Here is a 26,629-nt window from a genome sequence, read left to right on the forward strand (position 1 = left end):
CGGGGCCGCCCGGGGAGCGTCAGGACCGCCGCGGCGCGTCGCCGTCGCGTTCGGCGACGGCGGCGGCGGGGTGCCTTCGGACCGTCCCCGTCAACGGGTGCTCGGCGCCCAGGACGCGCGCGGCGGGGGCACCCGTGCCAAGCTCGGAACGGGCGGTGAGCGGCCGGCCGCGGCGCGGCCGCGGGACCGGGCGGCAGGAAGGTGAAACCACCGTGACGGTGTCTCACGAGGACGGGGCGGCCCGGCCCGCGGCGCGCGGTGAGCGCGCCCGGCAGGCGTCCCCCGGTCCCCTCCGCGGGCGAGGGGTTCCGGCCCGGGGCGTTTCCCGGCCGCCGGTCGTTCCCGCCCGGCGGGACCGCCCTGCACGGCCTCCCGGCGCTCCTGGCCGCGGGTGTCCCCCTGACGTTCCGTTTCCGTCCCGGCACGGCGGAGGAGTCGGACGGCGCGCGAGCGAGGAGGTTCGCACATGACGGATGACACCGCCGCGCGAGCGGCCGGGGCGGACGGGACCGCGGTGCGGGGCGACCGGCCGTCCGGCCCGCAGCCCGACGTGGCGCGGGCGGCCGGGTACACCGACGCCCCGCCCCGCATGGGTTTCTTCACGGACACCTCGGTGTGCATCGGCTGCAAGGCGTGCGAGGTGGCCTGCAAGGAATGGAACGCGGTGCCGGAGGGCGGCCTGGAACTGACCGGCATGTCCTACGACAACACCCAGGGGCTGGGCGCCAGCACGTGGCGGCACGTGGCGTTCATCGAGCAGCGCAAGCCGCTGGGCGGGCAGGAACCCGGGGTCGGGCACGAGGACGTCGACGTGTTCGCCGCCGCCCGCGGTCTGGGCGCCTCCCCCGCCTCCCCCGGCCCGGGGGCGACGACGCCCGTACCGGGCGGCGCGCCGGCGCCCGCCGCGCCCGCCGGGGAGGTCTCCCCGCTCGCGCCCGACGGGCGCACCGAGCTGCGCTGGCTGATGTCCTCCGACGTCTGCAAGCACTGCACCCACGCCGCCTGCCTGGACGTGTGCCCGACCGGCTCGCTGTTCCGCACGGAGTTCGGCACGGTCGTCGTCCAGGAGGACGTCTGCAACGGCTGCGGCTACTGCGTGCCCGCCTGCCCGTACGGCGTCATCGACCAGCGCGAGGAGGACGGCAGGGCCTGGAAGTGCACCCTGTGCTACGACCGGCTCGGCGTCGGCATGGAACCCGCCTGCGCCAAGTCCTGCCCGACCGACTCCATCCAGTTCGGCGCCCTGGACGAGCTGCGGGAGCGGGCCGCCGCCCGGGTCGCCCAGCTGCACGCGGCCGGCGTCGCGGACGCGCGCCTGTACGGCGAGGACCCGCGGGACGGCGTCGGCGGCGACGGGGCGTTCTTCCTGCTGCTCGACGAACCCGAGGTCTACGGCCTGCCCCCGGACCCGGTGGTCACCACCCGGGACCTGCCCGCCATGTGGCGGCACGCGGCGGCGGCCGCCGCCTCGCTCGCCGCGCTGGCCGCCGTCACGTTCCTCGGGAGGCCCCGGTGACCGGATCCGACGTCACGGGCGACGGGGTGGAGAACGCGCGGCCCGGACGCGACGCCCCCACCGGCGCCCAGGCCGGGCGTCGACGGCGGCGCCGCGGGCGCGGCGAGCGGGCCGTGGTGCCCGACGCGGAGTTCTCCTCGTACTACGGCAGACCCGTCCTGAACAGACCGACGTGGAAGCCCCTGGACATCGCCGGATACCTGTACCTGGGCGGTCTGGCGGGCGCGTCCTCGCTGCTGGCCGCCGGGGCGCACGCCACGGCCCGGCCGGCACTGGCCCGGACGGCGAAGCTGGGAGCGGCGGGTGCGATCTCCCTCTCGCTGGTCGCGCTGGTGCACGACCTGGGCCGCCCGGCCCGGTTCGTCAACATGCTCCGCGTCTTCAAGCCCACCTCCCCCATGAGCGTGGGGTCGTGGCTGCTGGCGGGTTACGCGCCGCTCACGCTGGCCGCCGCGGCCGCCGACGTCGCCGGCCGTCACCGCCTGGCCGGTGCCGCCGCCACGGCGTCCGCCGCCGTGCTCGGCCCGGCCGTCGCCACCTACACCGCCGTGCTGATCTGCGACACCGCCGTGCCGTCGTGGCACGAGGGCCACCGCGAGATGCCCTACGTCTTCGCCGGGTCGGGTGCCACCGCGGCGGCCGGACTCGCCCTGGCCTGCACCCCGACCGGTCAGACCGGCCCCGCGCGCCGCCTGGCCGTCCTCGGCGCCGCGCTCGAACTGGGCTGCTTCCGGCTGATGAAGCGGCGCATGGGACTGGCGGCCGAGCCCTTCGGGCAGGGCAGGCCGCACGCGCTGCTGCGTGCCGCGGAGGCGCTCACGGTCGGGGGCGCCGCCCTGGCTGCCCGCGCGGGCGGGCGGAGCCGGCCGGCCGCCGCCGTGGCGGGCGCGGCCCTGCTGGCCGGTTCCGCGGCCCTGCGGTTCGGGATCTTCCACGCCGGGGTGGCCTCGGCCGAGGACCCCAGGTACACGGTCGTGCCCCAGCGGGAACGGCTGGCCGCACGGTCACGGTCCGGGGAGTCCGGCGCCCCCCGGACGGACTCCTGACGCGGCCCGGCGCCGTGCCGGCCGCGTCGGGCGGGTGGCGGTCGTGGGCCGGCAGGACACCGGCGGGCGCGGCGGGGGCCGTCCCGTGCCGGCACCGGGGGCAGTCCCCGGCCGGCAGCCCGCGGCCCGGCGGGAGTGCGCGGCCCCGCCGCGCCGGCACCGCGCCTTCCGTCCGGAACGCCTCCGGTCCGTCCGCGCGGTGAACGGTCCGGCCCGCGCCGCGGCGGGTGCCCCGCGGCGACCCCGGCGGGGAAGGACGGGGCAGCTCCCGCACCCCCTCGTCCCGGCCGGTGCGGCAGGCGCGTGGCCTCCGAGGTGCCGCGTCCGCGCGGCTGCGGCAGGATGTCCCGCAGGGGAAGACGGCGCCGGTCCGACTGAACGGCGGAGGACCGGGCACCCGTGACGGCACCGGGCACCACCGGGAAGGGCGGGCGTGATGGGCGTACGCACCTGGATCGACTCCTGGCCGGTCTACCGCCAGCTGACGGGGACCGATCCCCTGGGCCGCGGGGCCGCCGCCCGGAGCGGCGCCAGCGCGCGGCTCACGCCCCGGGTCGCCTCCGCGGACCGGGTGGTGCGGTCCGTCTGCCCGTACTGCGCGGTGGGCTGCGGCCAGAACGTGTACGTCGAGGACGGCCGCGTCACGCAGATCGAGGGCGACCCCGACTCCCCCGTCTCGCGCGGTCGGCTGTGCCCCAAGGGCGCGGCCAGCCTGCAGCTGACCACCGGCGCCGCCCGCGAGCACCACGTCCTGTACCGGCGTCCGCACGGCACCGAGTGGGAACGCCTGGACCTGGACACGGCCATGGACATGATCGCCGACCGGGTGATCGAGGCCCGCCGGGCCGGCTGGCAGTGGGAGGCCGGCGGGGCCCGCACCCGGCGCACGCTCGGCTTCGCGAGCCTCGGCGGGGCCACGCTGGACAACGAAGAGAACTACCTGCTCAAGAAGCTGTTCACCGCGCTCGGAGCGATCCAGATCGAGAACCAGGCGCGTATTTGACACTCCTCCACCGTTCCCGGTCTGGGAACCTCGTTCGGACGCGGCGGCGCGACCACCTTCCAGCAGGACCTGCAGAACGCCGACTGCATCCTCATCCAGGGCTCGAACATGGCCGAGTGCCATCCGGTCGGGTTCCAGTGGGTGATGGAGGCCAAGGCCCGCGGCGCGAAGGTGATCCACGTCGACCCGCGCTTCACCCGCACCAGTGCGCTCGCGGACCTGCACGTGCCGCTGCGCGCGGGTTCGGACATCGCGTTCCTCGGCGCGATCATCAACCACGTGCTGCGCAACGACAAGCACTTCCACGACTACGTGGTGGCCTACACGAACGGGCCGGTGATCCTGCGGGAGGACTTCCGCGGCACCGAGGACCTCGACGGCCTCTTCTCCGGCCTGGACACCGGCAGCCGCACCTACGACAACAGCAGCTGGCAGTACGCGGGGGCGGAGGCCCGGGCGGCCTCGGGCGAACGCGACCAGGGGGACGGCAGGCGCACCGGCGGCAGCAGCCCGGCGAAGGACGCGGCACGCGGTGAGAGCCACGGAGCGGGCGGCGCCGACATCGGCGGGGGCGAACCCGAGCGGGACGAGACGCTGACCCACCCGCGGTGCGTCTTCCAGGTGCTCAAGCGGCACTACGCCCGCTACACCCCGCAGATGGTCGAGGACATCTGCGGCGTGCCGCAGGACCTCTTCCGCCAGGTGTGCGAGCTGATCACGGAGAACTCCGGCCGGGAGCGGACCACCGCGTTCGCCTACGCGGTCGGCTGGACGCAGCACACGGTGGGCGTGCAGTACATCCGCGCCGCCTCCATCCTTCAGACGCTGCTCGGCAACATCGGCCGGCCCGGCGGCGGCATCCTCGCCCTGCGCGGACACGCCTCCATCCAGGGCTCCACGGACATCGCGACCCTGTACAACCTGCTGCCCGGCTACATCCCGATGCCGCACGCGCACCAGCAGGAGGGCCTGGACGCCTTCGTGGAGGCCGAGGCGACCCACAAGGGCTACTGGGGCAACATGCGCGCCTACCTCGTCAGCCTGCTCAAGGCGTACTGGGGCGGGGCCGCCACCGAGGACAACGACTTCTGCTTCGACTACCTGCCGAGGCTGACGGGCTCCCACTCCACCTACGAGACGGTCATGGCCCAGCTGGAGGGCACCTGCAAGGGGTACTTCCTCATCGGCGAGAACCCCGCGGTCGGCTCCGCCAACGCCAAGCTGCAGCGCCTCGGCATGGCCGCCCTCGACTGGCTGGTCGTCCGGGACTTCTCCCTCATCGAGTCGGCCACCTGGTGGAAGGACGGCCCGGAGATCGGGACCGGCGAGATGCGCACCGAGGACATCGGCACCGAGGTGTTCTTCCTGCCGGCCGCCGCCCACACCGAGAAGGAGGGCAGCTTCACCAACACCCAGCGGCTGCTCCAGTGGCACCACCAGGCGGTCCCGCCGCCCGGGGAGGCGCGCAGCGACCTGTGGTTCGCCTACCACCTCGGACGCATCCTCCGCGAGAAGCTCGCCGCGTCCACCGATCCGATGAACCGCCCGCTGCTCGACCTGACCTGGGACTACCCCACCAGGGACGAGCACGCCGAACCGGAGGCGGAGGCCGTCCTCGCCGAGATCAACGGCCACGACGCGCAAGGCGCCCCGCTGGCCTCCTCCGAGCAGCTCGGCGACGACGGCTCCACCGCCTGCGGCTGCTGGATCTACTGCGGGGTGTACGCCGACGGCGTCAACCAGGCCGCCCGCCGCAAACCCGGCGGGGAGCAGAACTGGGTGGCGGGCGAGTGGGGCTGGGCCTGGCCCGCCAACCGCCGCATCCTGTACAACCGCGCCTCGGCCGACCCGGACGGCAGGCCGTGGAGCGAACGCAAGGCGCTGGTGTGGTGGGACCCGGACAAGGGCGACGGCGGCGAGTGGTCCGGCCACGACGTCCCGGACTTCAGGAAGGACAGGTCCCCCGATCACGAGCCGCCCGCGGACGCCACCGGCCCGGAGGCCCTGTCGGGCACCGACGCGTTCATCATGCAGGCCGACGGCAAGGCCTGGTTGTACGTGCCCTCCGGCATCGTCGACGGGCCGCTGCCCGCGCACTACGAGCCGCAGGACTCGCCGTTCCCCAACCTGCTGTACGAGCAGCAGCGCAACCCGGTGCGGCAACTGCTGCGCCCGCACCCCGACAACCGCTACCAGCCCAGCGGCGACGAGCCCGGCGCCGAGGTGTTCCCGTACGTCGCCACCACCTACCGGCTCACCGAGCACCACACCGCGGGCGGCATGTCACGGTGGCAGCCCTACCTCGCGGAGCTGCAGCCGGAGTTCTTCTGCGAGGTCTCCCCCGAGCTGGCCGCCGAACGCGCGCTGGAGCACACCGGCTGGGCGACGATCGTCAGCGCCCGGGGGGTGATCGAGGCGCGGGTGCTGGTCACCGACCGGATGGCGCCGCTGCGGGTGCGGGGCCGCACCCTGCACCAGGTCGGCCTGCCCTACCACTGGGGCCCGAACGGCTACAGCACCGGCGACGCGGCCAACGAACTGCTCCACCTGTCCCTCGACCCCAACACCCACATCCAGGAGACCAAGGCGTTCGCCGTCGACATCCGTCCGGGCCGCCGCCCCCGCGGTCCGGCGTCGGTGGAGCTGGTGCGGGCGTACCGGGCCCGGGCGGGCATCGACGAACGTACGGGCACCGGGCCGTGACCCCCGTGCGCCAGGGGCTCACCCGTACGGCGGTGCGCCCGGGGACGGCCGGCGCCGGGCCCGGTGGAGCGCGGCGGGAGCGGTGCCCGGCCGGCCGTCCGTCCGCCCCTGCCCGCTCCCGCGGCGATGGCGGGTGGGAGCCGTAGCCGTGCCGATGCCCGTTTCGTCCACCCGCCCTACGGTGGTGCCATGGCGGTGATCGACGAGGGGTGGTCCGGGGCGCGGGCCCGGATCCGCGCGGCGGAGGCCATGGGCGCGGCCGTGCTGTTCGTGCTGTCGGTCGTGGCGGCCTCGGCCGAGCCGCACCGGCACGAGTTCCTGTTGCGGTGGTCCGCCGTCGTGCCGGCGGCCGTGGGCTGCCTGGTGCTGCTGTGGCGCCATCGTCACCCGTTCGGCGTACTGGCCCTCGCCCTCGGCTGCGGGGTGGTCTTCCAGTTGCTCGGGTTCCGGCAGAGTCCGCTGGTGACGAGCCCGGTCCTGGTGTCCGTGTACACCGTGGCCGTGCGCACCGGCCGGCGTACGGCCTTCAGCGCGGCGGCCGTTTCGGCGGGCGTCCTGGTGGGCGCGGCCGCGGTGGGGGACCCGGCGTCGTGGCTGAACCCGGACAAGGCCGCGATGCTGGCCTGGACGGGTCTGGCCGCCGCCGTCGGGGACGGGGTGCGCTCGCGCCGGGCCTACGTGGCGGCGGTGGAGGAGCGGGCGGAGCACGCCGAGCGCACCCGCGAGCAGGAGGCGCGGCAGCGGGTGGCGGCCGAACGCGTCCGGATCGCACGCGAACTGCACGACATCGTCACGCACCACATCGCCCTGATCAACGCCCAGGCGGGCGTCGCCGTCCACCTGGTGGACAGACGGCCGGAACGGATCGTGGCCGCGCTGGAGGACATCCGGGACACCAGCCGCTCGGCCCTGGACGAGCTGCGGGCGACCGTCGGCCTGCTCCGGCAGTCCGACGATCCGGTGGCCCCCCGCGACCCGATGCCGGGCCTCGCGCAGGTGCCGGCCCTGCTGGCCTCCTTCGAACGCGCGGGGCTGACCGTGCGCCACGTCCGGCGCGGCACCGCCGAACCGCTGGATCCGGCGGTCGACCTGGCCGCGTACCGCATCGTGCAGGAGTCCCTGACCAACGTGCGCAAGCACGCCGGCGCCGGCTGTGCCCGGCTGCTCCTGCACCACGGCCGCGACCGGCTGACGATCACCGTCGAGGACGACGGGCCCGCCGGAGCGCACCGTTCCCACCCCGGGGCCGGCCACGGGCTGATCGGGATGCGGGAGCGGGCGGCCGCGGTCGGGGGCACGCTGACGGCGGGACCGCGCCCCGGGGGCGGTTTCACCGTGGCCGCGGAGCTGCCGCTGCACCCGGGCCACCCCGGCCCGGCACGGGAGCCGGAGGGACGGGCACGATGATCCGCGTACTGCTCGCCGACGACCAGGCCCTGCTGCGGGGCACCTTCCGCATGCTGTTCGACGCCACGGACGACATGGAGACCGTGGGCGAGGCGTCCGACGGGCGCGAGGCCGTCGAACTGGCCGGCGCCCGGCACCCCGACGTGGTCCTGATGGACATCCGCATGCCGGAGATGGACGGCATCGAGGCGACGCGGCGCATCACCGCGTCCGAGGACCTCACGGGCGTGAAGGTGCTCGTCCTGACCACCTTCGAGGACGACGAGCACGTCGCCGAGGCACTGCGCGGGGGCGCGAGCGGCTTCCTCGGCAAGGGGGCGCGGCCCGAGGAGCTGCTCGACGCCGTCCGCACGGTCGCCGGCGGGGAGGCGCTGCTGTCGCCGACGGCGACCCGGGCGCTGATCACCCGGTTCCTGGCCCAGCCGGACCCCTGTCCGGGCAGCGTCCACGAACGGCTGGAGTGCCTGACACCGCGGGAACGCGACGTCACCGGCCTCGTCGCGCTGGGCCTGTCCAACGACGAGATCGCCGAGCGCCTGTTCGTCAGCCCGCTGACGGCCAAGACCCACGTCAACCGGGCCATGACCAAGCTGGCGGCGCGCGATCGCGCCCAGCTGGTGGTCATCGCGTACCAGTGCGGACTGGTCAGTCCGGCATCCCGGGAGGAGCCGTCCCGGGATGCCGGCGTGAGCGCTGGTACGGGGTGCCGCGGCCCGTTCCGGCGGTAGGCCGGCGGCCCGGATACCGCAGGCGTGGTACCCCGGAATCGCCGCGCGCGGACGATGCGCCGGGGGCCGTTCCCGGGCGAGGGTGGAGGAACCACGAACGGAGGTTCCCGCCATGACCGAGACTCACCGTCCCACCAGGAACACCGAGGAGAAGACGGCCGTGGCGGAGTGCCGCACGGTCTGCGACCTGCTGGCCGGACACGCGCTCGCCGCCCTCGCACCCGGCGAGGCGGCCGCGGTGGGGGCGCACCTGGCGTCGTGCGGCAGGTGCCGGGACGAGTACGACTGCCTGGCGAGGGTGGCCGCGCACCTGTCGTCCCTGCGCGCCGCCGCCCCGGCCGGCCGCGGCGGCCCGCCGTCGCCCGGTCACCGCAGGCCGCACCGGCCCGTACCGCTCACCCTGCCCCAGTGGGTCAGCAGGACGGCGGCGGCCGGCGGCGGCCCCCGGTGCGGTGACGGCCGCGCCCGCGAAGCCGCCGCATGACCGGCCCGGCCGGCCCCCGGACGGCGTTCCGGGGGCGTCCGCCCGTGTCGCAGGTGGTCGGTGGCCCGGTGGGACTGGGCGTCCCCGGCGGGGCGGTGTGCGGCCGCGGAACCGGCGGTGACGGCTCCGCCCCGGCCGTCCGCGGGTGGAGCGGACCCGCGGGGGCGACGCACCGGGGACGACGTTTCCCTCCGTGCCCGCCCGGTTACCCATGGAGCACCGGCGTCCCGGACCCCGTGGTCCGGCGAAGCGGGCAGCCGGGGACGGCCGCCCGGTGCGCAGGACCAGAACGGAGTTCCCATGGCCAGCACGAAGGTGTCCGACCACGTCCTGCAACGGCTGCGCGACTGGGGTGTGGACCATGTCTTCGCCTATGCCGGGGACGGCATCAACGGTCTGCTGGCGGCCTGGGGGCGGGCGGGGAACGAGCCGAAGTTCGTCCAGGCCCGGCACGAGGAGATGGCCGCCTTCCAGGCGGTGGGCTACGCCAAGTTCTCCGGCCGGGTGGGGGTGTGCGCGGCCACGTCCGGACCGGGCGCGATCCACCTGCTGAACGGGCTCTACGACGCCAAGCTGGACCACGTGCCCGTCGTGGCGCTGGTCGGCCAGACCGACCGCAGCGCCATGGGCGGCTCCTACCAGCAGGAAGTGGACCTGCAGAGCCTGTACAAGGACGTCGCCTCGGAGTTCTGCGGGACCGTGACGGTGCCCGAGCAGCTGCCGAACCTCATCGACCGGGCGGTGCGCACCGCGTACGCCAGGCGCACCGTCACCGCGGTCATCCTGCCGGCGGACGTGCAGGAGCTGGACTACAGTCCACCCACCCACGCGTTCAAGATGGTGCCGTCCAGCCTGGGCCTCGGCCGCTACGCCCCGGTGCCCGCCGACGAGGACGTCCAGCGGGCCGCGGACGTGCTGAACGCCGGCGAGAAGGTGGCCGTCCTCATCGGGCAGGGCGCCCGCGGGGCACGCGACGAGGTGGAGCGGCTGGCGGACGTACTGGGCGCCGGGGTGGCCAAGGCCCTGCTGGGCAAGGACGTGCTGCCGGACGACCTGCCCTACGTGACCGGCTCCATCGGCCTTTTGGGCACCCGCCCGTCGTACGAGCTGATGCAGGGGTGCGACACCCTGCTGATGATCGGTTCCAGCTTCCCGTACACGCAGTTCATGCCGGAGCTGGACCAGGCGCGGGCGGTGCAGATCGACATCGACCCGCACATGATCGGCCTGCGCTACCCCTTCGAGGTGAACCTCGTCGGCGACGCCCGCGAGACCCTGCAGCGGCTGCTGCCGCGCCTGCACCGCAAGGAGGGCCGGGCCTGGCGGGAGAAGATCGAGAAGAACGTCGCCCGCTGGTGGGAGGTCATGCAGCGCCGCGCCGCCGTGGACGCCGACCCGCTCAACCCCGAGTACGTGGTGCACGCCCTGGACGGCAGGCTGCCCGACGACGCCGTCCTCGCCGCCGACTCCGGCTCCGCCGCCAACTGGTACGCCCGCCACCTGCGGCTGCGCGGCCGGATGCGGGGTTCGCTGTCCGGCACCCTGGCCACCATGGGACCCGGTGTGCCCTATGCCATCGGCGCGAAGTTCGCCCACCCCGACCGTCCGGCCATCGCCCTGGTCGGCGACGGCGCCATGCAGATGAACGGCATGATGGAGATGGTCACCGCGGCGAAGTACCACCACGAGTGGTCCGACCCGCGGCTGATCGTGGCCGTGCTGAACAACGGCGACCTCAACCAGGTCACCTGGGAGATGCGGGCCATGTCCGGCGCCCCGCAGTTCGAGGAGTCGCAGGCCGTCCCCGACCTGCCCTACGCCGGGATCGCCCGGCTCATCGGCCTGGACGGGGTGCGGGTGGACAAGCCCGAGCAGGTCGAGGCCGCCTGGGACCGGGCCCTGGCCGCCGACCGGCCCTTCGTCATCGACTTCCGCACCGACCCGGCCGTCCCGCCGATCCCGCCGCACGCCTCCCTGGACCAGATCGAGGCCGCCGCCTCCGCGATCCTGCACGGCGACAGCGACCGCGGGTCCATGGTCCGGCAGGGCATCAAGGCCAAGGTGCAGGAGATGCTGCCGGGCGGCCGCCACCGCGGTGACCGTCCCGGCGCCGGCCGGCACGACAGCTCCGCAGGGAACGGGTGACGCGCCCGACGCCCGGGGCAGTCGGCGAGGACGGTGCCGCGCCGAGCCGCGGCCAGGAGATGAGGCACGCCGGGCCCGCGCGTATCGTGGCTGCCGGTGGACCGGGGCGTGGCCTCCGGGCAGCGAGTGCCCCCGCCGGACCGGCCTGACCTGCCGCGCTCGCACGGCTTCCGCCCCGCCGCCCCAGCCATTCGGGCCGCTTCGGCCGTTCACCCGGAAGGATCAGCAATGAGCACGATCACCACCCAGGACGGCACGAGCATCTTCTACAAGGACTGGGGTCCGCGCGACGGCCGGCCGATCGTCTTCCACCATGGCTGGCCGCTCAGCGCCGACGACTGGGACAACCAGATGTTGTTCTTCCTCGCGCACGGCTACCGGGTGATCGCCCACGACCGGCGCGGGCACGGGCGCTCCTCCCAGACCGGGACCGGCCACGAGATGGACACGTACGCCGCGGACGTGGCGGCGCTGACCGAGGCGCTGGACCTGCGGGACGCCGTCCACGTCGGGCACTCGACCGGCGGCGGTGAGGTCGCGCGCTACGTCGCGCGCGCCGAGTCGGGCCGTGTCGGGAAGGCGGTGCTCGTCGGCGCGGTGACGCCGGTCATGGTCAGGTCGGCGGCCAATCCCGGCGGCCTGCCGATCGAGTCCTTCGACGAACTGCGCGCCGCCCTCGCCGCCAATCGTTCGCAGTTCTACATCGAAGTGCCGTCAGGTCCGTTCTACGGTTTCAACCGTCCCGGCGCCGAAGTCTCGCAGGGGCTGATCGACAACTGGTGGCGGCAGGGGATGATGGGGGCGGCCAACGCCCACTACGAGTGCATCAAGGCGTTCTCCGAGACCGACTTCACCGAGGACCTCGAGGCGATCGACGTTCCGGTCCTCGTCGCGCACGGCACCGACGACCAGATCGTGCCGTACGCGGATTCGGCCCCGCTGTCGGTCGAACTCCTGAAGCACGGCACCCTGAGGAGCTACGAGGGGCTTCCGCACGGCATGCTGTCCACCCACCCGGAGATCCTCAATCCCGACATCCTGGCCTTCTTGCAGGAATGAGGACCCCACCGCGGGTCCCGGCCGGGACCCGCGGGACGGGCCGGACACCGCCGCCCCGCCCCGTGCCACGCCGGGACGGGGCGGGTGTTGTCGTGCGCGGACCCGTGCCCCGCTCTCGGGCGGCGCAGCCGTCGCGCCGCCCGCCACCGCGCCGCCCCGCTTCGAAAGGACGAGCCCCGTGCTCACGTCGTACGCAGCCCACTTCGACACGCCCGCCGGGTACCTCGACTTCGCACGGTTCGGTCCGCCGTCGCGGGACGCGGTGTCCGCCACCGCGCGGGCCGCGGCGGAGTCCGCCCGTGCCGACCACACCACCGTGGACGGCCTGATGCGCGCGGAGGGAACCGCGCGGGAGACGGCCGCCCGCCTCGCGGGCACCGACGTCCGGCACACCGTGCTGCTCCCGAACGCGTCCACCGGCCTGTTCCACGCCGCCCTCGGCATCCGGGAGGGTGTGGTCCTCGCACCGCGCACCGACTTCCCCGCCAACCACTACCCGTGGCGCCGCACCTCGGACCTGGGCCGGGCCACGCCGCGCTGGCTCGACCCGGCGCCCGGCGGCGGGGTCACCCCCGGCCTGGTGCGCGCCGCCCTGACCGACGACGTCGTCGCCCTGTCCGTCAGCGCCGTCGACTTCCGCACCGGCTTCCGCGCCGACCTGGCGGCGCTGCGCGAGGCGATCGGACCGGACCGGCTCCTGGTCGTGGACGCCATCCAGGCGTTCGGCGTGACCGAGATGCCCTGGGAGGCGGCCGACGTGCTGGTCGCGGGCGGCCAGAAGTGGCTGCGTGCCGGATGGGGCACCGGCTTCGCGGCACTGTCCGAGCGCGCGCTGGAACGCCTGGAGCCGGTCCTCACCGGCTGGACGGGCGTCGAGGACGCCGGCCTCTTCGACGGCAGGGAGCACCCGCCGGCCCCGGACGCGCGACGGTGGTCGATCACCCATCTCAGCCCGGTGACGGCCGCCGCCTTCGCGGTCGCGCTGGACCTCGTCGAGCGCCACACCGTCGCGGCGATCGAGACCGCGATCGCCGCGCGGATCGCCCAGCTCACCGAGGTGGTCCGGGAGCACGGCGGCCGGATCCTCTCCCCCACCGACCCGGCGCGGCGCGCGGGCATCCTCTCCTTCACGGTGCCGGGCCACGACCCGTCGCTCGTCGCGAAGTCGTTGCACGCCGAGGGGGTCACTCCGACGGTGCGCACCGACTCGCTCAGGTTCTCCCCGCACGCCTCGACCCCGCCGGAGGCGTGCGAACGGGTCGCCGCCGCGCTGTCGTCGCTGCGCGCCTGAACCCGGCCGGCGGGGCGGCGGTCAGGTACCCGCTTCGTCGGCCGTTCCGCCGGCCGGGGATCCCGTCCCCCCGACGCGGGGCGAAGCCTGCTGCAGGCGGTCGATCATACGCGACGCCTCCGCTTTGGTGAGGTTCTGCGGGACCTCCTCGCCCGCCTCACGGGCCAGGGTGCTCAGGTAACTCAGCTGCGGACCGGTGGCTGGTTCCCCGCCAGTCGCCCAGTCCTCCACGGCCTTGTCCGGGTTCGCTTCACTCATGTCCCTCGGGTACCCCGTTTCCCCACCCGTCTCCACCCCGGGCCCCGGGATCACACCGTCCGCGTCACTCCCCTCCCCCGGCCTCCGCCGTCCGGGGGACGGGGCGCCGGCCGGCGCCCCGTCCCCGTCCCGGCACCGGTCACCGGTCACCGGTCACCGGTCCCCGGTCCCCGGTCCGCAGGCGTTCGAGGACCGCCGGGCGTACGGGGCCGCCCGCCGCTGCACCGCCTCGCCACAACCGGCCCGGCCGACCACAACTCACGCCGGTCCTCGCGGGTCCAACCCCACCACGGGCCACACCTGGACGAGACAAGGGGAGACACACCATGACGCACAGGCGCTCCGCGACCGTCGCCGCCGCCTCCTTCCTGCTGCTGACCGGGGCCGCCGTCACCACGGCGCCCGGCGCCTTCGCGGCCGCGTCCGGCGGCACGCACGCCGCCGACCGCGACAGCGACTTCGACGGCGACGGCTACGACGACGTCCTGACCGGCGCCCCGGGCGGCACCGACGGCGGCCACGGGAGCGCCGGTTACGTCACCGTCCAGTACGGTTCCGCAAGCGGCGTGGGCACCGCCACCGGCACGCGCAGGGGGCGGACCGCCGTCTTCGGCCAGGACACCCCCGGCGTCCCCGGCACCGCCGAGGCCGGCGACGGCTTCGGCACCGCCGTGGCCACCGGGGACCTCGACGCCGACGGCTACGACGACGCGGTCGTCGCCGCGCCGGGCGAGGACATCGGCACGCTGAAGGACGCGGGCCGGGTGACCGTGCTGTTCGGCTCGGCGGCCGGACTGGGCGCCGCCCGCAGCGTCACCCTCGCGGCAGCCGCGCCCGGGGCCGGCGCCGGGTTCGGCCTGGCCGTCGCCGCCGCGCGGTTCACCGGCGCCGCACCGGGCGTCGTCCTCGCCGTGGCGGACCGGCAGGGCGCGGACCTGTTCGCCTACGGCGCCGGGGCCCTGGAGGCGGCGGGCCGCATCGACACCACCGGTGCTCCGGGGGGTGAGCGCATCCAGCCGGCATCGCTGACCACGGGCGACTACGACGGTGACGGTGACGCCGACCTCGTCGTGTCCGGCCGCAGCCTGGAGGAGGACGGGACGGGACGGTCGGCCGTGTACGCGGGCGGTGCCGGAGGCCTGGCGTACGCACGTGACCTGGCCGGAGGCCCGGCGACCGCCTCCGGGGACATCAACGGCGACGGGTACGACGACCTCGTCCACGGCAGGCCCGACCGTCCCGAGGACGTCTACGAGCCCCTCACCGGGGGGACCGTCCTCGTCTACCCGGGCGGCCCCGGGGGATTCGAGGACGTGGACGAACTGGGCACCCCGGCACAGGTGTGGGCCCAGTACACCGCCGGTGTGCCGGGCACCGCCGAACTCGGCGACGCCTTCGGCGCCGACGTGTCCCTGGCCGACGTCGACGGCGACGGCTACGCCGACCTGGCCGTCGGCACGCCCGGCGAGGACGTCGGCACCGTGCCGGACGCGGGTGCCGTGGTGGTGCTCCGCGGTTCGGCCGGCGGGCTGACCGCGGTCGGCGCGGTGTCCTTCCACCAGGATTCGGCCGGCGTGCCGGGTACGGCGGAGAAGGGCGACCGCTGGGGCGGGCAGGTCCGGCTCGCGGACACGGACGGTGACGGCCGCTGCGAGCTGCTGGCCGCCGCGCCCGGCGAGAACACCTCCGACGGGGTGGTCTGGCTCCTGCCCGCGTCCGCCGCCGGGGTCGTGGCCGGCGGCTCGTGGTCGTACGGCGGCGGTTCGCTCGCCGCGCCGGGCACCGGCGCACGCTTCGGCGCGGCGATCGACGAATGAGCCGGCCCGCCCCGCGTTGCGGTGGCACGGGTGCCACGCCCCGGCGGGCGCCCGGGTCCCGGCACCGCGGTGGCCGGGCCGTCCGGAGCGGGGTCCGGTACCCGATCCGGTCGGGCCGCGGCCGGCCGGGCGCCGATTCACGCCATTCGCGAGGAAACGGCACTCCCGGGATTGTGGGACAGGTCACGATACGACCCAACGAACTCCCGTTCGCATCGGTCAGAAGGAGCGCTCGTGACGCAGACCGTTCCCCCTTCACCCGTGCTCATCGAGAACCCGTCCGTCAAGTTCTCCAGTGCCCCGCAGCGGCCGGCGCTGCGGCACCTGGGCAGGCCCTCGCTGCGCACGTCGGTTTCCGGCACCCGGCGGCGCGCCCGCGGCGAGGCGCCCCGCGTCCTGCTCGTCGTGCCCTCGTACACCCGGGTCGTGGAACCCTCCCCCGAGCGGAGCAGCTTCCGGGCGCTCGGCCTGAACACCTTCGAGGTCATGAAGCGGGCGGGCACCCCGATCGGCCTGCTGCGCATCGCGACCAACGCGCGCCTGGCCGGCTTCGACGTCCGCATCGTCGACTCCCCCTTCGCCGGCTGGGAGCAGGAACACCGGCTGGTCGACCTCGGCGGTGGCGGCAACCTGGTCCGCTACGGCCTCGACGATTCGCAACTCCGTCGCATCATCGAGGAGTTCGAGCCGGACGTCGTCGGCATCCAGTGCATCTACACGGTCCAGTGGGGCAACGCGCGCGCCCTCGCCGACCTGGTCAAGGACATCGACCCGGCGATCGTGACCGTCACGGGCGGCGCCCACCCCAGCGGCGACTGGCGGTACGCCGTGCCGGACTCCCCCTTCGACCACGTCGTCATCAACGAGGCCGACCAGACCTTCACCGCGCTGCTGCAGGCGCTGACCGAGGAGGGCGGCGACATCGACGCCGTGCCCGGCGTCGCCTACCGGCGGGCCGACCTGGCGGTGGTCCGGACCACCGCCAGGTCGCCGTACATGCGGATCCTGCCGAAGAAGCAGGGGCTGGACCAGCGGCTCGGCATGATGCCGCTGCCCGACTTCGGGATGCTGGACATGCGCCAGTACGAGCAGGCGTACCACTCGTCGGGGAAGCGGGTGCGCGACCACGGCTCCTGGGCGCAGATCTTCTCGACCATCGGCTGCAACGTGGGCTGCGACTTCTGCTACATCCCGATGGTGAACGGCCCGTGGCGAGCGCTCGGCACCGACTGGTTCGACCTGCACCTCGCCGAGATCACCAAGCAGGGCGTGACCGAGGTGCTCATCGAGGACGACCACCTGCTGCACGACCCGCTGTACGCGATGCGGGTCTTCGAACTGCTGCGCAAGCACGACCTGCCGTGGGTGGAGGAGGGCGGTCTGAGCCTGTTCAACCTCGTCCTGCTGCACCTGGGCGAGGGGTTCGCGAACGGCATGGACGACGCCGAGCGGCGCAACCCCAACTTCCGCAACGTCCTCGCGGCGATGCGCTCCGGACTCACCTGCCGGAACCTGATCAAGGCGATGGCCGACGGCGGCTGCTACAGCGTCTACCTCGCCGTGGAGAGCGCCAACGAGGACAGCCTGGAGCAGTCGGGCAAGCCCCGGCTCAACGCCATCCAGCAGGCCACCGGCGAGATCGTGGAGATGTTCACGGAGTACGGCATCCAGGTCACCGGCGGTTTCATGCTCGGCTTCGTCAACCCGCCCGAGCGGCCCGGGGGCGAACCGTACGTCGAGTCGATGGAACAGATCGAGAAGACCATCGACTACGCGGTCACGCTCATGGGCCACGGGATGGCGTACGCCAACCCCTTCATCGTCACCCCGCTGCCGGGCACGAAGATGTGGGACTTCCAGAAGGACTACGTCGTGCGCCACTACGACAACGGCTGGTCGCACGAGAAGGCGACCATGGCGACCGACAAGTGGAGCGCCGAGGACATCGAGCGCATGCGGCTGGAGCTGCTGGTGCGTGCCAACGGCGCCGACAAGGTGACTGAAATGGTCCGCCGGGGGACCTGGCCCGTGGACGCCTGACGCGGCGCCGCCGGCGGGCTCAGCCCCGGCGGCGCGCCGCACGCAGCGCGTCCGCCGAGGCCAGCACGGCGCCACCGGTGATCAGCACGCAGGCGGCGGCGACGGGCCAGCTCGCGTCGGCCCGTCCCGCCGCGATCAGCAGGGCGGTGGACAGGAGCGGGGCGAAGTACGACAGGGTGCCCAGGAGCCGGATGTCGCCGTGCTTGGTGCCGTGGTCCCAGACGTAGAACGCACCGCCGACCGGTCCGAGGCCCAGGGCGAGCACGGCGAGCCACTGCCCGCCGTCGGGCCGGACCGTCTCCTCGAACAGCAGGTGGCAGACGGCCGCGAGCACCGCGGTGGCCAGGCAGAAGAACGCCACCACGTCCGTCGGGACCCCCGGGTACCGCCGGTTGACCACCGAGTACGCCGACCACACCACCGCGCAGACGGCGGCGGCCGCGTATCCGAGCAGGTACTCCCCGCGGAAGTGGACGCCCTGCCCGCCGGTGACCAGCAGGAAGGTGCCGCCGAGTCCGAGCACCGCGCCGGCCGCGTGCCACCAGCGCAGCCGCTCGCCCGGCAGCAGGGCGGAGAGCACGACGATCAGCAGCGGCCACAGGTAGGCGATGAGGCCGGCGTCGACCGCGGGGGCGTTGCGCAGGGCCAGGAAGTAGAAGAAGTGGTAGCCGAACAGGCCGCCGACGCCGAGCGCCCAGGCGCCGCGGGGCACCGTGCGGGCGAGGGCCGCGCCACCGCGCACCGCCCGGGGCAGTCCGATGATCCCGCCGACCGCGAACGCCATCGCGGTGAGCTGGAACGGCGGTATCCGCCCGGTCAGCGTGGTGAACAGGGCCAGTGACGCCCACAGCAGCACGGCCCCGGCACCGATCCCGGTGGCCCTGAGCCGGCGCGCCGGATGCGTCGCCGCGCCGTGCCCGTGTCCCGACGCCACGGCGTCGGCTCGCGTCCCCTGAGCGTCCACATGCCCTCCAGCCCACCGTCGTGGATGACGGTCCGTCAGTCGGCGACCGCCGCGAGCATCGTAGGGACGCGCACCCCGGGCACCCGCGCTTTCCGGTCAGCCGGGGCAGACGCCGGCCCGCCCGCACCGCGTACCGCGCGGACGCGCACCCCGGGCCGGCTTCGGTGCGGGGAAGCACGCCGCCCGCCCGCTTCCCGATCACCGGGTGCCGGGGTGCGCGGCACTGCCGGAGACGGAGGGCGGGCGGGTGTCAGGGGGTGCCGGCAATGAGCTGCCCGGCCTGTCCGGTGGTCCTCCGAGCCGGACGGCGCGTCGTCACCGTGGCGGCGTTCCGGGCGGTCACCGGGCGTCGTGGAAGATCACGCCCAGGGCGTGGCGGTGCCCGCTGTGCACGGCGCTCACACCGTGACGCAGCATCACGCGGCTGTGGCCGCGCGCCGAGCGAACCGGGCGGCCGCTGACCGCGAAGACCAGGGCCTGGCCCCGCTGGGGCCGCTTGACGACGGGGCGGGAGCGGGCCCGCGGCCGCTGCTCCACGAACACGCTCTCACCGCCCGTGAAGTCCTCGTCGGGCCGGTCCAGCATGACCTCCACCTGCAACGGGAAGGTCAGGTCGCCGTACACGTCCTGGTGCAGGCAGTCGTAACCGCCCGGTCCGTGCCGGAGCAGCAACGGTGTCGGGCGGTGCTGCCCGGCAGCGGCGCAGGCCGCCACGAGGCCGTCGTGGTGCGCGGGGAAACCCGGTTCCCCCAGCCGCTCGGCCCAGGTGTTGGCGATCCGGGCGAGGGGCGGGTAGAGCTGCTGCCGCAGTGCCTGTACCACCTCGGGCAAGGGCCGGGTGAAGCAGCGGTACTGGCCCTCGCCGAAGCGGTGCCGGGACATCACCACCGTGCTGCGGAACCGCGTGGGGTCGTCGAACAGCGCCCGGAGCTCCGCGCACTGCTGGTCCGTCAGCAGCGGTGGGGTCAGCGCCACTCCTTCGGCGTCCAGTTCCGCCCTCAGCACGGCCCAGTCGAGGCCGCGGGGCGCGGTGAGTGTGCCATCGGCGGGGCCGCGGGAGGCACCGGGCGAACGGGCTGCGCCGGACGGATCCTCCTCGGCGACGCCGGGCAGCTGGAGTGTCTCGTATGCGCTCATGTGCTTCGCTTTCGACGGTACGGCGTAGGCCTCCCTGATATCCGCCGGGCCGCCCGTGGAACCTGTGATCCGATGGCGGCCGTGAAGCGTGGCGGCGGTGGTGCGGCCGGCCGGGTCGCGCGGCGCGGCCGGCACCCGCCGGGCCCTCACCCCTCCCACCGGGTGAGGGCCCGACCGGACGGCGCGCGGGGTCAGCGCGGCTCGGCGAGGTTGCGGCGCAGCGACCCCGGCGCGCGCAGCGCCCGCTCGATGTCCTCCAACGGCCTGTTGCGCGTCTCGGGCACCTTCAGCAGGACGAAGACGACGCAGACCGCGTTGAGGGCGGCGTACAGGAAGAACGTTCCCGACCGTCCGACCAGGTCGATGGCGGTGAGCGCCGTGGCGGCGATCAGGAGGTCGAACCCCCACACCGTCACGGTGGCCAGACTGGTGGCCGGCCCCCGCACACCGAGCGGAAGGATCTCGGGCGCGATCAGCCAGACCACCGACTGCATGCCGATGCCGTTGCACAGGATGTACGCGAACAGCGCCACGATCACGATCCAGTGCTGCGCGGACGAGTCGTGCATGAGGAAGGCGAGCCCGAGGACGGCCATCGCCAGGCCGGACAGGGGCAGGAACCACAGCATGGTCCTGCGGCGGCCGATGGCGTCGACCGCGATCGCGCCCGTGATGCCCGCGACCACCAGCATCGCCCCGATGCCGATGCCCGTGACCAGCGCGACCGACTCCCCGAAACCCGCGTCCGACAGGATCGTGGGGGCGTAGTAGACGATCGCGTTGATGCCGGTCAGCTGGGAGAACGCGGCCACGCCCAGGGCGACGACCAGGGCGGGGCGCAGCCAGGGCTGCAGCAGCGCACGGCTGTCCTGGCGCGGGGCCGACACGGACACCTCGCGGATGCCGGCGATCTCCGCGGCGATGTCGGCCTCCGGCGGGCGCAGCCGTCGCAGCACCGCTCCGGCCGCGTCGGGACGTCCCTGCTCGACCAGCCAGCGCGGGCTCTCCGGCAGCCGGGTCATGCCGAACGCCAGCACCGCGGCCGGTACGACGGCCAGGCCGAACATCACCCGCCACCCGCCGCTGCCGGCGAGCAGCCAGCCGCACAGGTAGGCGATCAGTTGCCCGATGGCCACCATCAACTGGAACAACACCATGAGGCGTCCGCGGATGGCGGGCGGGGCCACCTCCGCGATGTAGACGGGCACCATGTTCGAGGCCCCGCCGACCGCCAGGCCCAGGACCAGGCGGGCGGCGACCAGAGTGCCGGTGTCCGGTGCGGCCGCGGCGCCGAGCGCCCCGGCCGCGAAGACGATCGCCACCCAGAACACGATCCGGCGTCTGCCGTGCCGGCCGGCCAGCCGTCCGGAGACGAGGGCCCCGATCATCGCGCCCACGAGGATGACGCCGACGACGATCTCCTGTTGCTGCGAGGACAGGTGCAGGTCCTGGCGGAGGTAGAGCAGCGCGCCGGAGATGATGCCCGTGTCGTAGCCGAAGAGCAGGCCGCCCAGGGCGGAGACGGCCGCCACCGCGTAGACCTGGACGGGCCGGCGTGATCTCTGCGGCGCGGTGGCCGCCGCGCGCGTCACGGTCTCAGGCATCGCCCATGACCAGACCCTCGATGGTGTGCTTCTGGGTGACCGGCACCAGTTCGTCCACCACGGGGCAGTCGAGGTGGCGCCGCACCCGCTCGGGCAGGGTCTCCCAGTAGCCGCGGGTGACGGCGGTGTCGTGCCGCTCGCCGTTGTTCGCCTCCGGCCCGTCCACGCCCAGGACGAGGACCGGACGCGGCTTGGCGGAGTGGTTGGTGGTGCCCCGGTGGATGGTGAGCGCGGTGCGCGCGGAGATGTCGCCCCGCTGGGGGTACTTGCGCACCGCCCGCTCCAGGTAGCGCCCGTAGTGCGACTTCGGCGGGAACATACCGTGCTCGAACTCCGGACCGTCGTCCCACTGCGTGCCCGGAGCGATCTCGAAGGGTCCCATGTCCTCGGCGGTGTCCACGGTGGTCACGTTGAAGGCGAGCGAGGTCAGCCGGCGCTCGCGGCGCGTCTCCTCGGGCATCGGGAAGTCGCGGTGCCAGGGCTGGTTGACGGCGCCCTCCAGGGGGACGTCGAAGCCGAGCTCCACGATGCGGTAGCCGGGGCCCAGCACCGCGGTGCACAGGGACCGCACCCAGGGGTGGTCGACCAGTTCGACGAAGCCCCTGATCTGCTCGGGGTGGATCTCGACGTAGTAGCGGTTCGGTCCACGGCCCACCGCACCGCCCGGGCGGTCGAGCGCCTCGGCGAAGGCCGCGTCGACGTCCTCGCGCAGCCGGTCCGCCCACTCGGGGAGAACGCGCCCTTGCGGGCGGTGATGCCGTCCTCGTACAACGCGGCCACGTCGGCCGCCACGTCGGTGTCGAGACCCCGGGTGCTGATACCCGGATACCCGTGCGTGGTCATGGTGCGCCTCCTTGCGCCTGAGTGCCGTTCCCCTATGTTGCAGCGATGAATGCAACGTTGCAATAGGCTCCCGGATGTTCTCGTGCCCGACTCCGGACGTGTCAGGATGGCCACCGTGAGCAGTCGCCTGAAGGACGTCGCCGCCCTGGCCGGCGTGTCGGTACGCACCGTGTCCAACGTCGTCAGCGGTTCGGCGGCCGTCGCCGAGGAGACCCGCGCGCGGGTCCAGGCCGCACTCGACGAGCTCGGTTACCGCCCGAACCTGGCCGCGCGCAACCTGCGCGGCGGCCGCACCGGGCTCATCGGGCTCGCCATCCCCGAGCTGTACTCCCCCTACTTCGGCGAACTCGCCGGCCTGATCGTCGAAGCCGCCCAGCAGCGCTCGTGGACCGTGGTCATCGACCAGACCTTCGGCAGCCCGGAGGCCGAGCGGCGGCTGCTCCGGGGAACCGGGGGCCGCCTGGTGGACGGACTGATCATCAGCCCCTGGGCGCTCGGCCCGCAGGAGCTGACCGCCCGGGCCCGCAACGTGCCCGTCGTGCTCCTGGGGGAACGGCACCCCCTCGGCCTGGCCGACCGTGTCGCCATCGACAACGTCACGGCCGCCGACGAGGCGACGGCCCACCTGCTGCGGGCCGGACGCACCCGCATCGCGGCGATCGGCCCGCAGCCCCAGTTGGACAACGGCACCGCCCACCAGCGGCTGGCGGGACACCACCGGGCCCTGCGCCGGGCCGGCCTGACGCCCGATCCGGCGCTGGAGGTGCCGGTCGGGTCCCTGCACCGCCGGGACGGCGCCGAGGCCCTGGCCTCGCTGCTCGACGCGGGCGTACGGCCCGACGCCGTGTTCGCGTTCACCGACGAACTCGCCCTCGGCGCGCTGCACGTCGCCCACGAGCGCGGGCTCCGCGTCCCGGATGACCTCGCCCTCGTGGGCTTCGACGGCATCGAGGACGCGCGCTACTCCCACCCGCCGCTGACCACCGTCGTACCCGACAAGCGGCAGATCGCCGAGCGCGCCCTGCAGTGCCTCGCCGACCGCATCTACAGTCCGGCCTCGAAGGTGCCACCGCTGGACATCGTGATCCCCCACCGGCTCGAAGTCCGTGGCAGCAGTTCGCCCGCGGCGCACCCCACGGTGGCCGCCGCGCGGAAGGACTGACGCGGCGCCGGTTCGGCCCGGGCATGGGGGGCGTCCGACGGCACCCCGCCGTTCCCGTCAGGGGCGCGTCAGCCCGCCGTCAGGGCGCTGCGCCACCATGGTGCGTGTGAACGGCGGACGGGACACCGGAAGCCGGGAACGGGGAGAGGTGCCCGGAGTGGTTGATCGGGGACCACGAGCACGGCTCGCGGCCGGGCCCCACGGGGCCCACGCAGGTTCGAATCCTGCCCTCTCCGCCCCACGCCCGCCCGGACCCCGGCGGGCGGGGCGGCCCGCAATTTTGTGGAATATTCAACTGTCTCCGCCGGTTGGCCCCGCCGAAGGAGGTCTTCCGTGAACACCACGTACTACGACCAGGGAACCGCGGCCGAGCGCTGGGAGCGGGCGCAGATGTTCTTCGCCGCCAAGGACTACGCCGGCGCGGCGCGGGTGCTGGCGGGGCTGGTCGAGGAGGTGCCGGAGCAGACCGGCCCCCGGCTGCTGCTGGCCCGCGCCTACTACCACTCGGCCCAGCTGGGCCGTGCCGAGCACGAGCTGCGGCGCATCGTCGAGCGGGACCCGGTGGAGCACTACGCCCGCCTCCTGCTGGGCCGCACGCTCGAACGCCGGGCACGGCACGAGGAGGCCCGACGGCACCTGCGCATCGCCTCGGTGCTCGCGGGCGACCTCCCGCGCGGGTGAGCGGCGCGGCCGGGGGCGCGGCGGCTGGAAGCAGGGCGGCGCCCCTTCCGGGGCCGGGGCGGGGCGGGGGCATGGCATCCTGGCCCGATGGCACCTCGCAGTGATGACGCGCCGCCGGCCGAGCGGGTCGAGGAACTCCTCGCCGCCGGCGGCCCCCTGCCCATCGTCACGGCCGGCACGCCGGTCCTGCGCCGGGGCACCGAGCCGTACGACGGCCAGCTCGACCCGGCCCTGCTGGCCCGCTTCGTCGAGGCCCTGCGCCTGACCATGCGCGCGGCGCCCGGCGTGGGCCTCGCCGCGCCGCAGGTCGGCGTCCCGCTGCGGATCGCGGTCATCGAGGACCCGGCACCGGTGCCGCAGGAGGTGGCGGTGGCCCGGGGCAGGGTGCCGCAACCGTTCCGGGTGCTGGTCAACCCGTCGTACGAGCCGGTCGGCACCGGCAGGGCCGCCTTCTACGAGGGGTGCCTGAGCGTGCCGGGCTGGCAGGCGGTCGTGGCCCGCCACGCCGAGGTGCGGCTGCGCGGCGAGGACGAGCGGGGGCGTCCGCTGGACGAGGTGTTCTCGGGCTGGCCCGCACGCATCGTCCAGCACGAGACCGACCACCTCGACGGCCTGCTCTACCTCGACCGGGCCGAACTGCGCTCCCTGTCGACGAACGAGGCCGTGGCGGCCCGGTGGGCCCAGCCGGGGCCGGAGGCGGCGGCGCGGGCCCTGGGCTTCGAGCTGCCGTAGGCGGCCGTGGCGGTCGCCCGCGGACGGGCGCTCAGTTGTCCCGGTAGGCCTCCAGCAGCCGCAGCCACACCTCGCTCAGCGTCGGGTACGACGGGACCGCGTGCCACAGGCGGCCGACCGGGATGCGGCCGGCGACCGCGACCGTCGCGGAGTGGATCAGCTCGCCCACTCCGGGCCCGACGAAGGTGACGCCGCGCAGGACCTCCTCCTCCAGGTCGACCACCATCCGGGCACGTCCCCGGTAGCCCTCGCCGTACAGTCCCGCGCCCGCTACCGAGGAGAACTCGACGTCGACGGCGCGGACGCGGTGACCGGCCCGTTCCGCCTCGGCCAGGGAGAGGCCGACGGCCGCGGCCTCGGGGTCGGTGAAGACCACCTGGGGGACGGCGTCGTGGTCGGCGGTGGCGGCGTGCGCGCCCCAGGGCGCGTCCAGGAGGGGGTCGCCGGCGGCGCGGGCGGCGATGGCGGCGCCCGCGATGCGCGCCTGGTACTTACCCTGGTGGGTGAGGAGGGCGCGGTGGTTGACGTCGCCGACCGCGTACAGCCAGTCGGTGCCGGTGACGCGCAGGGTGTCGTCGGCCTCCAGCCAGGACCCGGGTTCCAGGCCGACGGTGTCGAGGCCGATGTCGCCGGTGTTCGGCGAGCGGCCCGTGGCGAACAGGATCTCGTCGGCCTCGATCCGCTCGCCGGTCCCGGTGACCGCCACGACGGTGCCGTTCTCGCGGCCGACGGACTCGACGGAGGTGCCCGTGCGGATGTCCACGCCCGCCTCGGCGAGCGCCTCGGCGACCAGTTCGCCGGCGAAGGGCTCCATGCGCCCCAGCAGGCCCTTGCCGCGGACCAGGAGGGTGACCCGGGAGCCGAGCGCCTGCCAGGCGGTGGCCATCTCCACGGCGACGACACCGCCGCCCACGACGATCAGCCGGCCGGGGGCGGCCTTGGCGCTCGTCGCCTCGCGGCTCGTCCAGGGCTCGACCTCGGCGAGGCCGGGCAGGTCGGGGAGCTGGGCGCGGGTGCCGGTGCACACGGCGACGGCGTGCCGGGCGGTGAGGGTCGTGACCGTGCCGTCGGGGCCGGTCACGGTGACCGTGCGGGGGCCGGCCAGACGGCCGTGGCCGCGGTACAGGCCGGCGCCGATGCCGTCCAGCCAGCCGACCTGGCCGTCGTCCTGCCAGTGCGAGGTGTACGCGTCCCGGCGGCCGAGGACCGCGGCGGAGTCGAGGGGGCCCCGCACCGCCTGGTCCAGGCCGGGCAGCCGGCGGGCGTCGGCCCGGGCGATGACCGGCCTGAGCAGCGCCTTGCTGGGCATGCACGCCCAGTACGAGCACTCGCCGCCGACCAGCTCGCTCTCGACGACCGCGGTGGTGAGACCGGCCGCACGGGTGCGGTCGGCGACGTTCTCCCCCACGGGCCCGGCCCCGAGCACCACGACGTCGTACACGATGGTTTCCGTTTCCGTCATGGGGTCAGTCTGAGGGGTGGTGGGTGCGCGGGCCACACGGGGTACGCGCGCGGGACGGTGCCCGGCGCGCCCGGAATAGGCGCTGCGGCCTCCGTGTTTCCGCCGTCGGCACAACCCCACTCGAGGAAGAGGGAACCACGCCATGAGCACTGTGGAGCTGACCAAGGAGAACTTCGACCGGACGGTCACGGAGAACGAGTTCGTTCTCATCGACTTCTGGGCGTCCTGGTGCGGGCCGTGCCGTCAGTTCGCGCCGGTCTACGAGAAGGCCGCCGAGGACAACCCGGACCTGGTGTTCGGCAAGGTGGACACCGAGGCCCAGCCGGAGCTGGCCGCGGCCTTCGAGATCCAGTCGATCCCGACGCTGATGATCGTCCGGGACCAGGTCGCGGTCTTCGCCCAGCCGGGCGCCCTGCCCGAGGCGGCCCTCACGGACGTCATCGGCCAGGCGCGCAAGCTCGACATGGACGAGGTCCGCAAGAGCATCGCCGCCCAGCAGGGCGGCGCCCGGTAGTCCGCCCCCGTGAGGGGCGGGGCGGCCGTCCCG

General features: G+C 74.5%; 20 protein-coding genes, 1 tRNA gene and 1 pseudogene. 16 read left to right on the forward strand and 6 right to left on the reverse strand.

Annotated elements, in window-relative coordinates; translation table 11 throughout:
- Nucleotides 1–589 precede the first annotated feature (589 nt).
- From QQY24_RS03815 to QQY24_RS03855, 9 genes are all read left to right on the forward strand, one after another.
- Nucleotides 590–1,516, forward strand: a complete 927-nt coding sequence (locus QQY24_RS03815; protein ID WP_301976133.1) for a 4Fe-4S dicluster domain-containing protein — start codon at nucleotides 590–592, stop codon at nucleotides 1,514–1,516.
- A complete protein-coding gene (nrfD, locus tag QQY24_RS03820; RefSeq protein ID WP_301971239.1) occupies nucleotides 1,513–2,562 on the forward strand; it encodes an NrfD/PsrC family molybdoenzyme membrane anchor subunit in 1,050 nt (349 codons plus the stop codon). The genes QQY24_RS03815 and nrfD overlap by 4 nt, the downstream gene beginning before the upstream one ends.
- A 436-nt stretch (nucleotides 2,563–2,998) precedes the next feature.
- On the forward strand, nucleotides 2,999–6,268 hold the full coding sequence (fdh, locus tag QQY24_RS03825; protein ID WP_301971240.1) for a formate dehydrogenase: 3,270 nt from the start codon (nucleotides 2,999–3,001) through the stop codon (nucleotides 6,266–6,268).
- 189 nt (nucleotides 6,269–6,457) lie between these two features.
- On the forward strand, nucleotides 6,458–7,675 hold the full coding sequence (locus QQY24_RS03830) for a sensor histidine kinase (RefSeq protein WP_301971241.1): 1,218 nt from the start codon (nucleotides 6,458–6,460) through the stop codon (nucleotides 7,673–7,675).
- Nucleotides 7,672–8,403 carry a response regulator transcription factor gene (locus QQY24_RS03835; protein ID WP_301971242.1) on the forward strand — a complete coding sequence of 244 codons (732 nt, stop codon included), beginning with the start codon at nucleotides 7,672–7,674 and terminating at the stop codon, nucleotides 8,401–8,403. The genes QQY24_RS03830 and QQY24_RS03835 overlap by 4 nt, the downstream gene beginning before the upstream one ends.
- Before the next feature lie 112 nt (nucleotides 8,404–8,515).
- Entirely contained in the window at nucleotides 8,516–8,887 is a 372-nt protein-coding gene (locus QQY24_RS03840; protein WP_301971243.1) for a zf-HC2 domain-containing protein, read from the forward strand.
- 300 nt (nucleotides 8,888–9,187) lie between these two features.
- Nucleotides 9,188–11,032: a thiamine pyrophosphate-requiring protein gene (locus tag QQY24_RS03845; protein ID WP_301971244.1), complete on the forward strand. Its 1,845-nt coding sequence runs from the start codon at nucleotides 9,188–9,190 to the stop codon at nucleotides 11,030–11,032.
- A gap of 228 nt (nucleotides 11,033–11,260) precedes the next feature.
- Complete coding sequence (locus QQY24_RS03850; protein ID WP_301971245.1) at nucleotides 11,261–12,091, forward strand: alpha/beta fold hydrolase; 831 nt, start codon at nucleotides 11,261–11,263, stop codon at nucleotides 12,089–12,091.
- A gap of 178 nt (nucleotides 12,092–12,269) precedes the next feature.
- Entirely contained in the window at nucleotides 12,270–13,382 is a 1,113-nt protein-coding gene (locus tag QQY24_RS03855; protein ID WP_301971246.1) for an aminotransferase class V-fold PLP-dependent enzyme, read from the forward strand.
- A 21-nt stretch (nucleotides 13,383–13,403) separates the two neighbouring features.
- On the opposite strand, the gene QQY24_RS03860 is transcribed toward QQY24_RS03855, so the two are convergent.
- Nucleotides 13,404–13,640: a DUF3072 domain-containing protein gene (locus QQY24_RS03860; protein ID WP_301971247.1), complete on the reverse strand. Its 237-nt coding sequence runs from the start codon at nucleotides 13,638–13,640 to the stop codon at nucleotides 13,404–13,406.
- Between the two features lie 326 nt (nucleotides 13,641–13,966).
- Between QQY24_RS03860 and QQY24_RS03865 the strand changes: the two genes are divergently transcribed.
- Nucleotides 13,967–15,457, forward strand: a complete 1,491-nt coding sequence (locus tag QQY24_RS03865) for an FG-GAP repeat protein (RefSeq protein ID WP_301971248.1) — start codon at nucleotides 13,967–13,969, stop codon at nucleotides 15,455–15,457.
- 234 nt (nucleotides 15,458–15,691) lie between these two features.
- A complete protein-coding gene (locus QQY24_RS03870; protein ID WP_301971249.1) occupies nucleotides 15,692–17,497 on the forward strand; it encodes a radical SAM protein in 1,806 nt (601 codons plus the stop codon).
- A gap of 19 nt (nucleotides 17,498–17,516) precedes the next feature.
- On the opposite strand, the gene QQY24_RS03875 is transcribed toward QQY24_RS03870, so the two are convergent.
- The 4 genes and pseudogenes from QQY24_RS03875 to QQY24_RS03890 all read right to left on the reverse strand — a co-directional run bounded on the left by QQY24_RS03875 (nucleotide 17,517) and on the right by QQY24_RS03890 (nucleotide 22,045).
- Nucleotides 17,517–18,461, reverse strand: a complete 945-nt coding sequence (locus tag QQY24_RS03875) for a DMT family transporter (RefSeq protein ID WP_301971250.1) — start codon at nucleotides 18,459–18,461, stop codon at nucleotides 17,517–17,519.
- A gap of 339 nt (nucleotides 18,462–18,800) precedes the next feature.
- A complete protein-coding gene (locus tag QQY24_RS03880; protein ID WP_301971251.1) occupies nucleotides 18,801–19,598 on the reverse strand; it encodes a 2OG-Fe(II) oxygenase in 798 nt (265 codons plus the stop codon).
- 191 nt (nucleotides 19,599–19,789) lie between these two features.
- Nucleotides 19,790–21,202: a sugar porter family MFS transporter gene (locus QQY24_RS03885; RefSeq protein ID WP_301971252.1), complete on the reverse strand. Its 1,413-nt coding sequence runs from the start codon at nucleotides 21,200–21,202 to the stop codon at nucleotides 19,790–19,792.
- Nucleotides 21,195–22,045, reverse strand: a pseudogene (locus QQY24_RS03890) (phytanoyl-CoA dioxygenase family protein). Before QQY24_RS03890 ends, QQY24_RS03885 begins: the two are co-directional and overlap by 8 nt.
- Before the next feature lie 115 nt (nucleotides 22,046–22,160).
- Between QQY24_RS03890 and QQY24_RS03895 the strand changes: the two are divergent.
- The 4 genes from QQY24_RS03895 (at nucleotide 22,161) to QQY24_RS03910 (ending at nucleotide 24,620) form a co-directional block, all read left to right on the forward strand.
- A complete protein-coding gene (locus tag QQY24_RS03895; RefSeq protein ID WP_301971253.1) occupies nucleotides 22,161–23,207 on the forward strand; it encodes a LacI family DNA-binding transcriptional regulator in 1,047 nt (348 codons plus the stop codon).
- A gap of 142 nt (nucleotides 23,208–23,349) precedes the next feature.
- Nucleotides 23,350–23,443: transfer RNA gene (locus QQY24_RS03900), tRNA-Arg, on the forward strand.
- A gap of 97 nt (nucleotides 23,444–23,540) precedes the next feature.
- Entirely contained in the window at nucleotides 23,541–23,888 is a 348-nt protein-coding gene (locus QQY24_RS03905; RefSeq protein ID WP_301971254.1) for a tetratricopeptide repeat protein, read from the forward strand.
- An 87-nt stretch (nucleotides 23,889–23,975) separates the two neighbouring features.
- Nucleotides 23,976–24,620 (forward strand): peptide deformylase, encoded by a 645-nt coding sequence (locus tag QQY24_RS03910; protein WP_301971255.1) that lies wholly within the window; start codon nucleotides 23,976–23,978, stop codon nucleotides 24,618–24,620.
- A 31-nt stretch (nucleotides 24,621–24,651) separates the two neighbouring features.
- On the opposite strand, the gene QQY24_RS03915 is transcribed toward QQY24_RS03910, so the two are convergent.
- The gene (locus QQY24_RS03915) at nucleotides 24,652–26,082 is read right to left on the reverse strand and encodes an NAD(P)/FAD-dependent oxidoreductase (protein WP_301971256.1); all 1,431 of its coding nucleotides are present in this window, start codon (nucleotides 26,080–26,082) and stop codon (nucleotides 24,652–24,654) included.
- Between the two features lie 82 nt (nucleotides 26,083–26,164).
- Here QQY24_RS03915 and trxA point away from each other — a divergent pair, with 82 nt between their 5' ends.
- Entirely contained in the window at nucleotides 26,165–26,596 is a 432-nt protein-coding gene (gene trxA, locus QQY24_RS03920; RefSeq protein ID WP_367658039.1) for a thioredoxin, read from the forward strand.
- The last annotated feature ends 33 nt before the right edge of the window (nucleotides 26,597–26,629 follow it).

Source organism: Streptomyces sp. TG1A-8, assembly GCF_030499535.1.
In the GTDB taxonomy this organism is placed as follows: domain Bacteria; phylum Actinomycetota; class Actinomycetes; order Streptomycetales; family Streptomycetaceae; genus Streptomyces.

Coding starts and splice junctions, on each gene's coding strand:
- QQY24_RS03815 (WP_301976133.1), top strand. CDS start 590: ATGGGTTTCTTCACGGACACCTCGGTGTGCATCGGCTGCAAGGCGTGC.
- QQY24_RS03830 (WP_301971241.1), top strand. CDS start 6,458: ATGGCGGTGATCGACGAGGGGTGGTCCGGGGCGCGGGCCCGGATCCGC.
- QQY24_RS03835 (WP_301971242.1), top strand. CDS start 7,672: ATGATCCGCGTACTGCTCGCCGACGACCAGGCCCTGCTGCGGGGCACC.
- QQY24_RS03840 (WP_301971243.1), top strand. CDS start 8,516: ATGACCGAGACTCACCGTCCCACCAGGAACACCGAGGAGAAGACGGCC.
- QQY24_RS03845 (WP_301971244.1), top strand. CDS start 9,188: ATGGCCAGCACGAAGGTGTCCGACCACGTCCTGCAACGGCTGCGCGAC.
- QQY24_RS03850 (WP_301971245.1), top strand. CDS start 11,261: ATGAGCACGATCACCACCCAGGACGGCACGAGCATCTTCTACAAGGAC.
- QQY24_RS03860 (WP_301971247.1), bottom strand. CDS start 13,640: ATGAGTGAAGCGAACCCGGACAAGGCCGTGGAGGACTGGGCGACTGGC.
- QQY24_RS03865 (WP_301971248.1), top strand. CDS start 13,967: ATGACGCACAGGCGCTCCGCGACCGTCGCCGCCGCCTCCTTCCTGCTG.
- QQY24_RS03880 (WP_301971251.1), bottom strand. CDS start 19,598: ATGAGCGCATACGAGACACTCCAGCTGCCCGGCGTCGCCGAGGAGGAT.
- QQY24_RS03885 (WP_301971252.1), bottom strand. CDS start 21,202: ATGCCTGAGACCGTGACGCGCGCGGCGGCCACCGCGCCGCAGAGATCA.
- QQY24_RS03910 (WP_301971255.1), top strand. CDS start 23,976: ATGGCACCTCGCAGTGATGACGCGCCGCCGGCCGAGCGGGTCGAGGAA.
- QQY24_RS03915 (WP_301971256.1), bottom strand. CDS start 26,082: ATGACGGAAACGGAAACCATCGTGTACGACGTCGTGGTGCTCGGGGCC.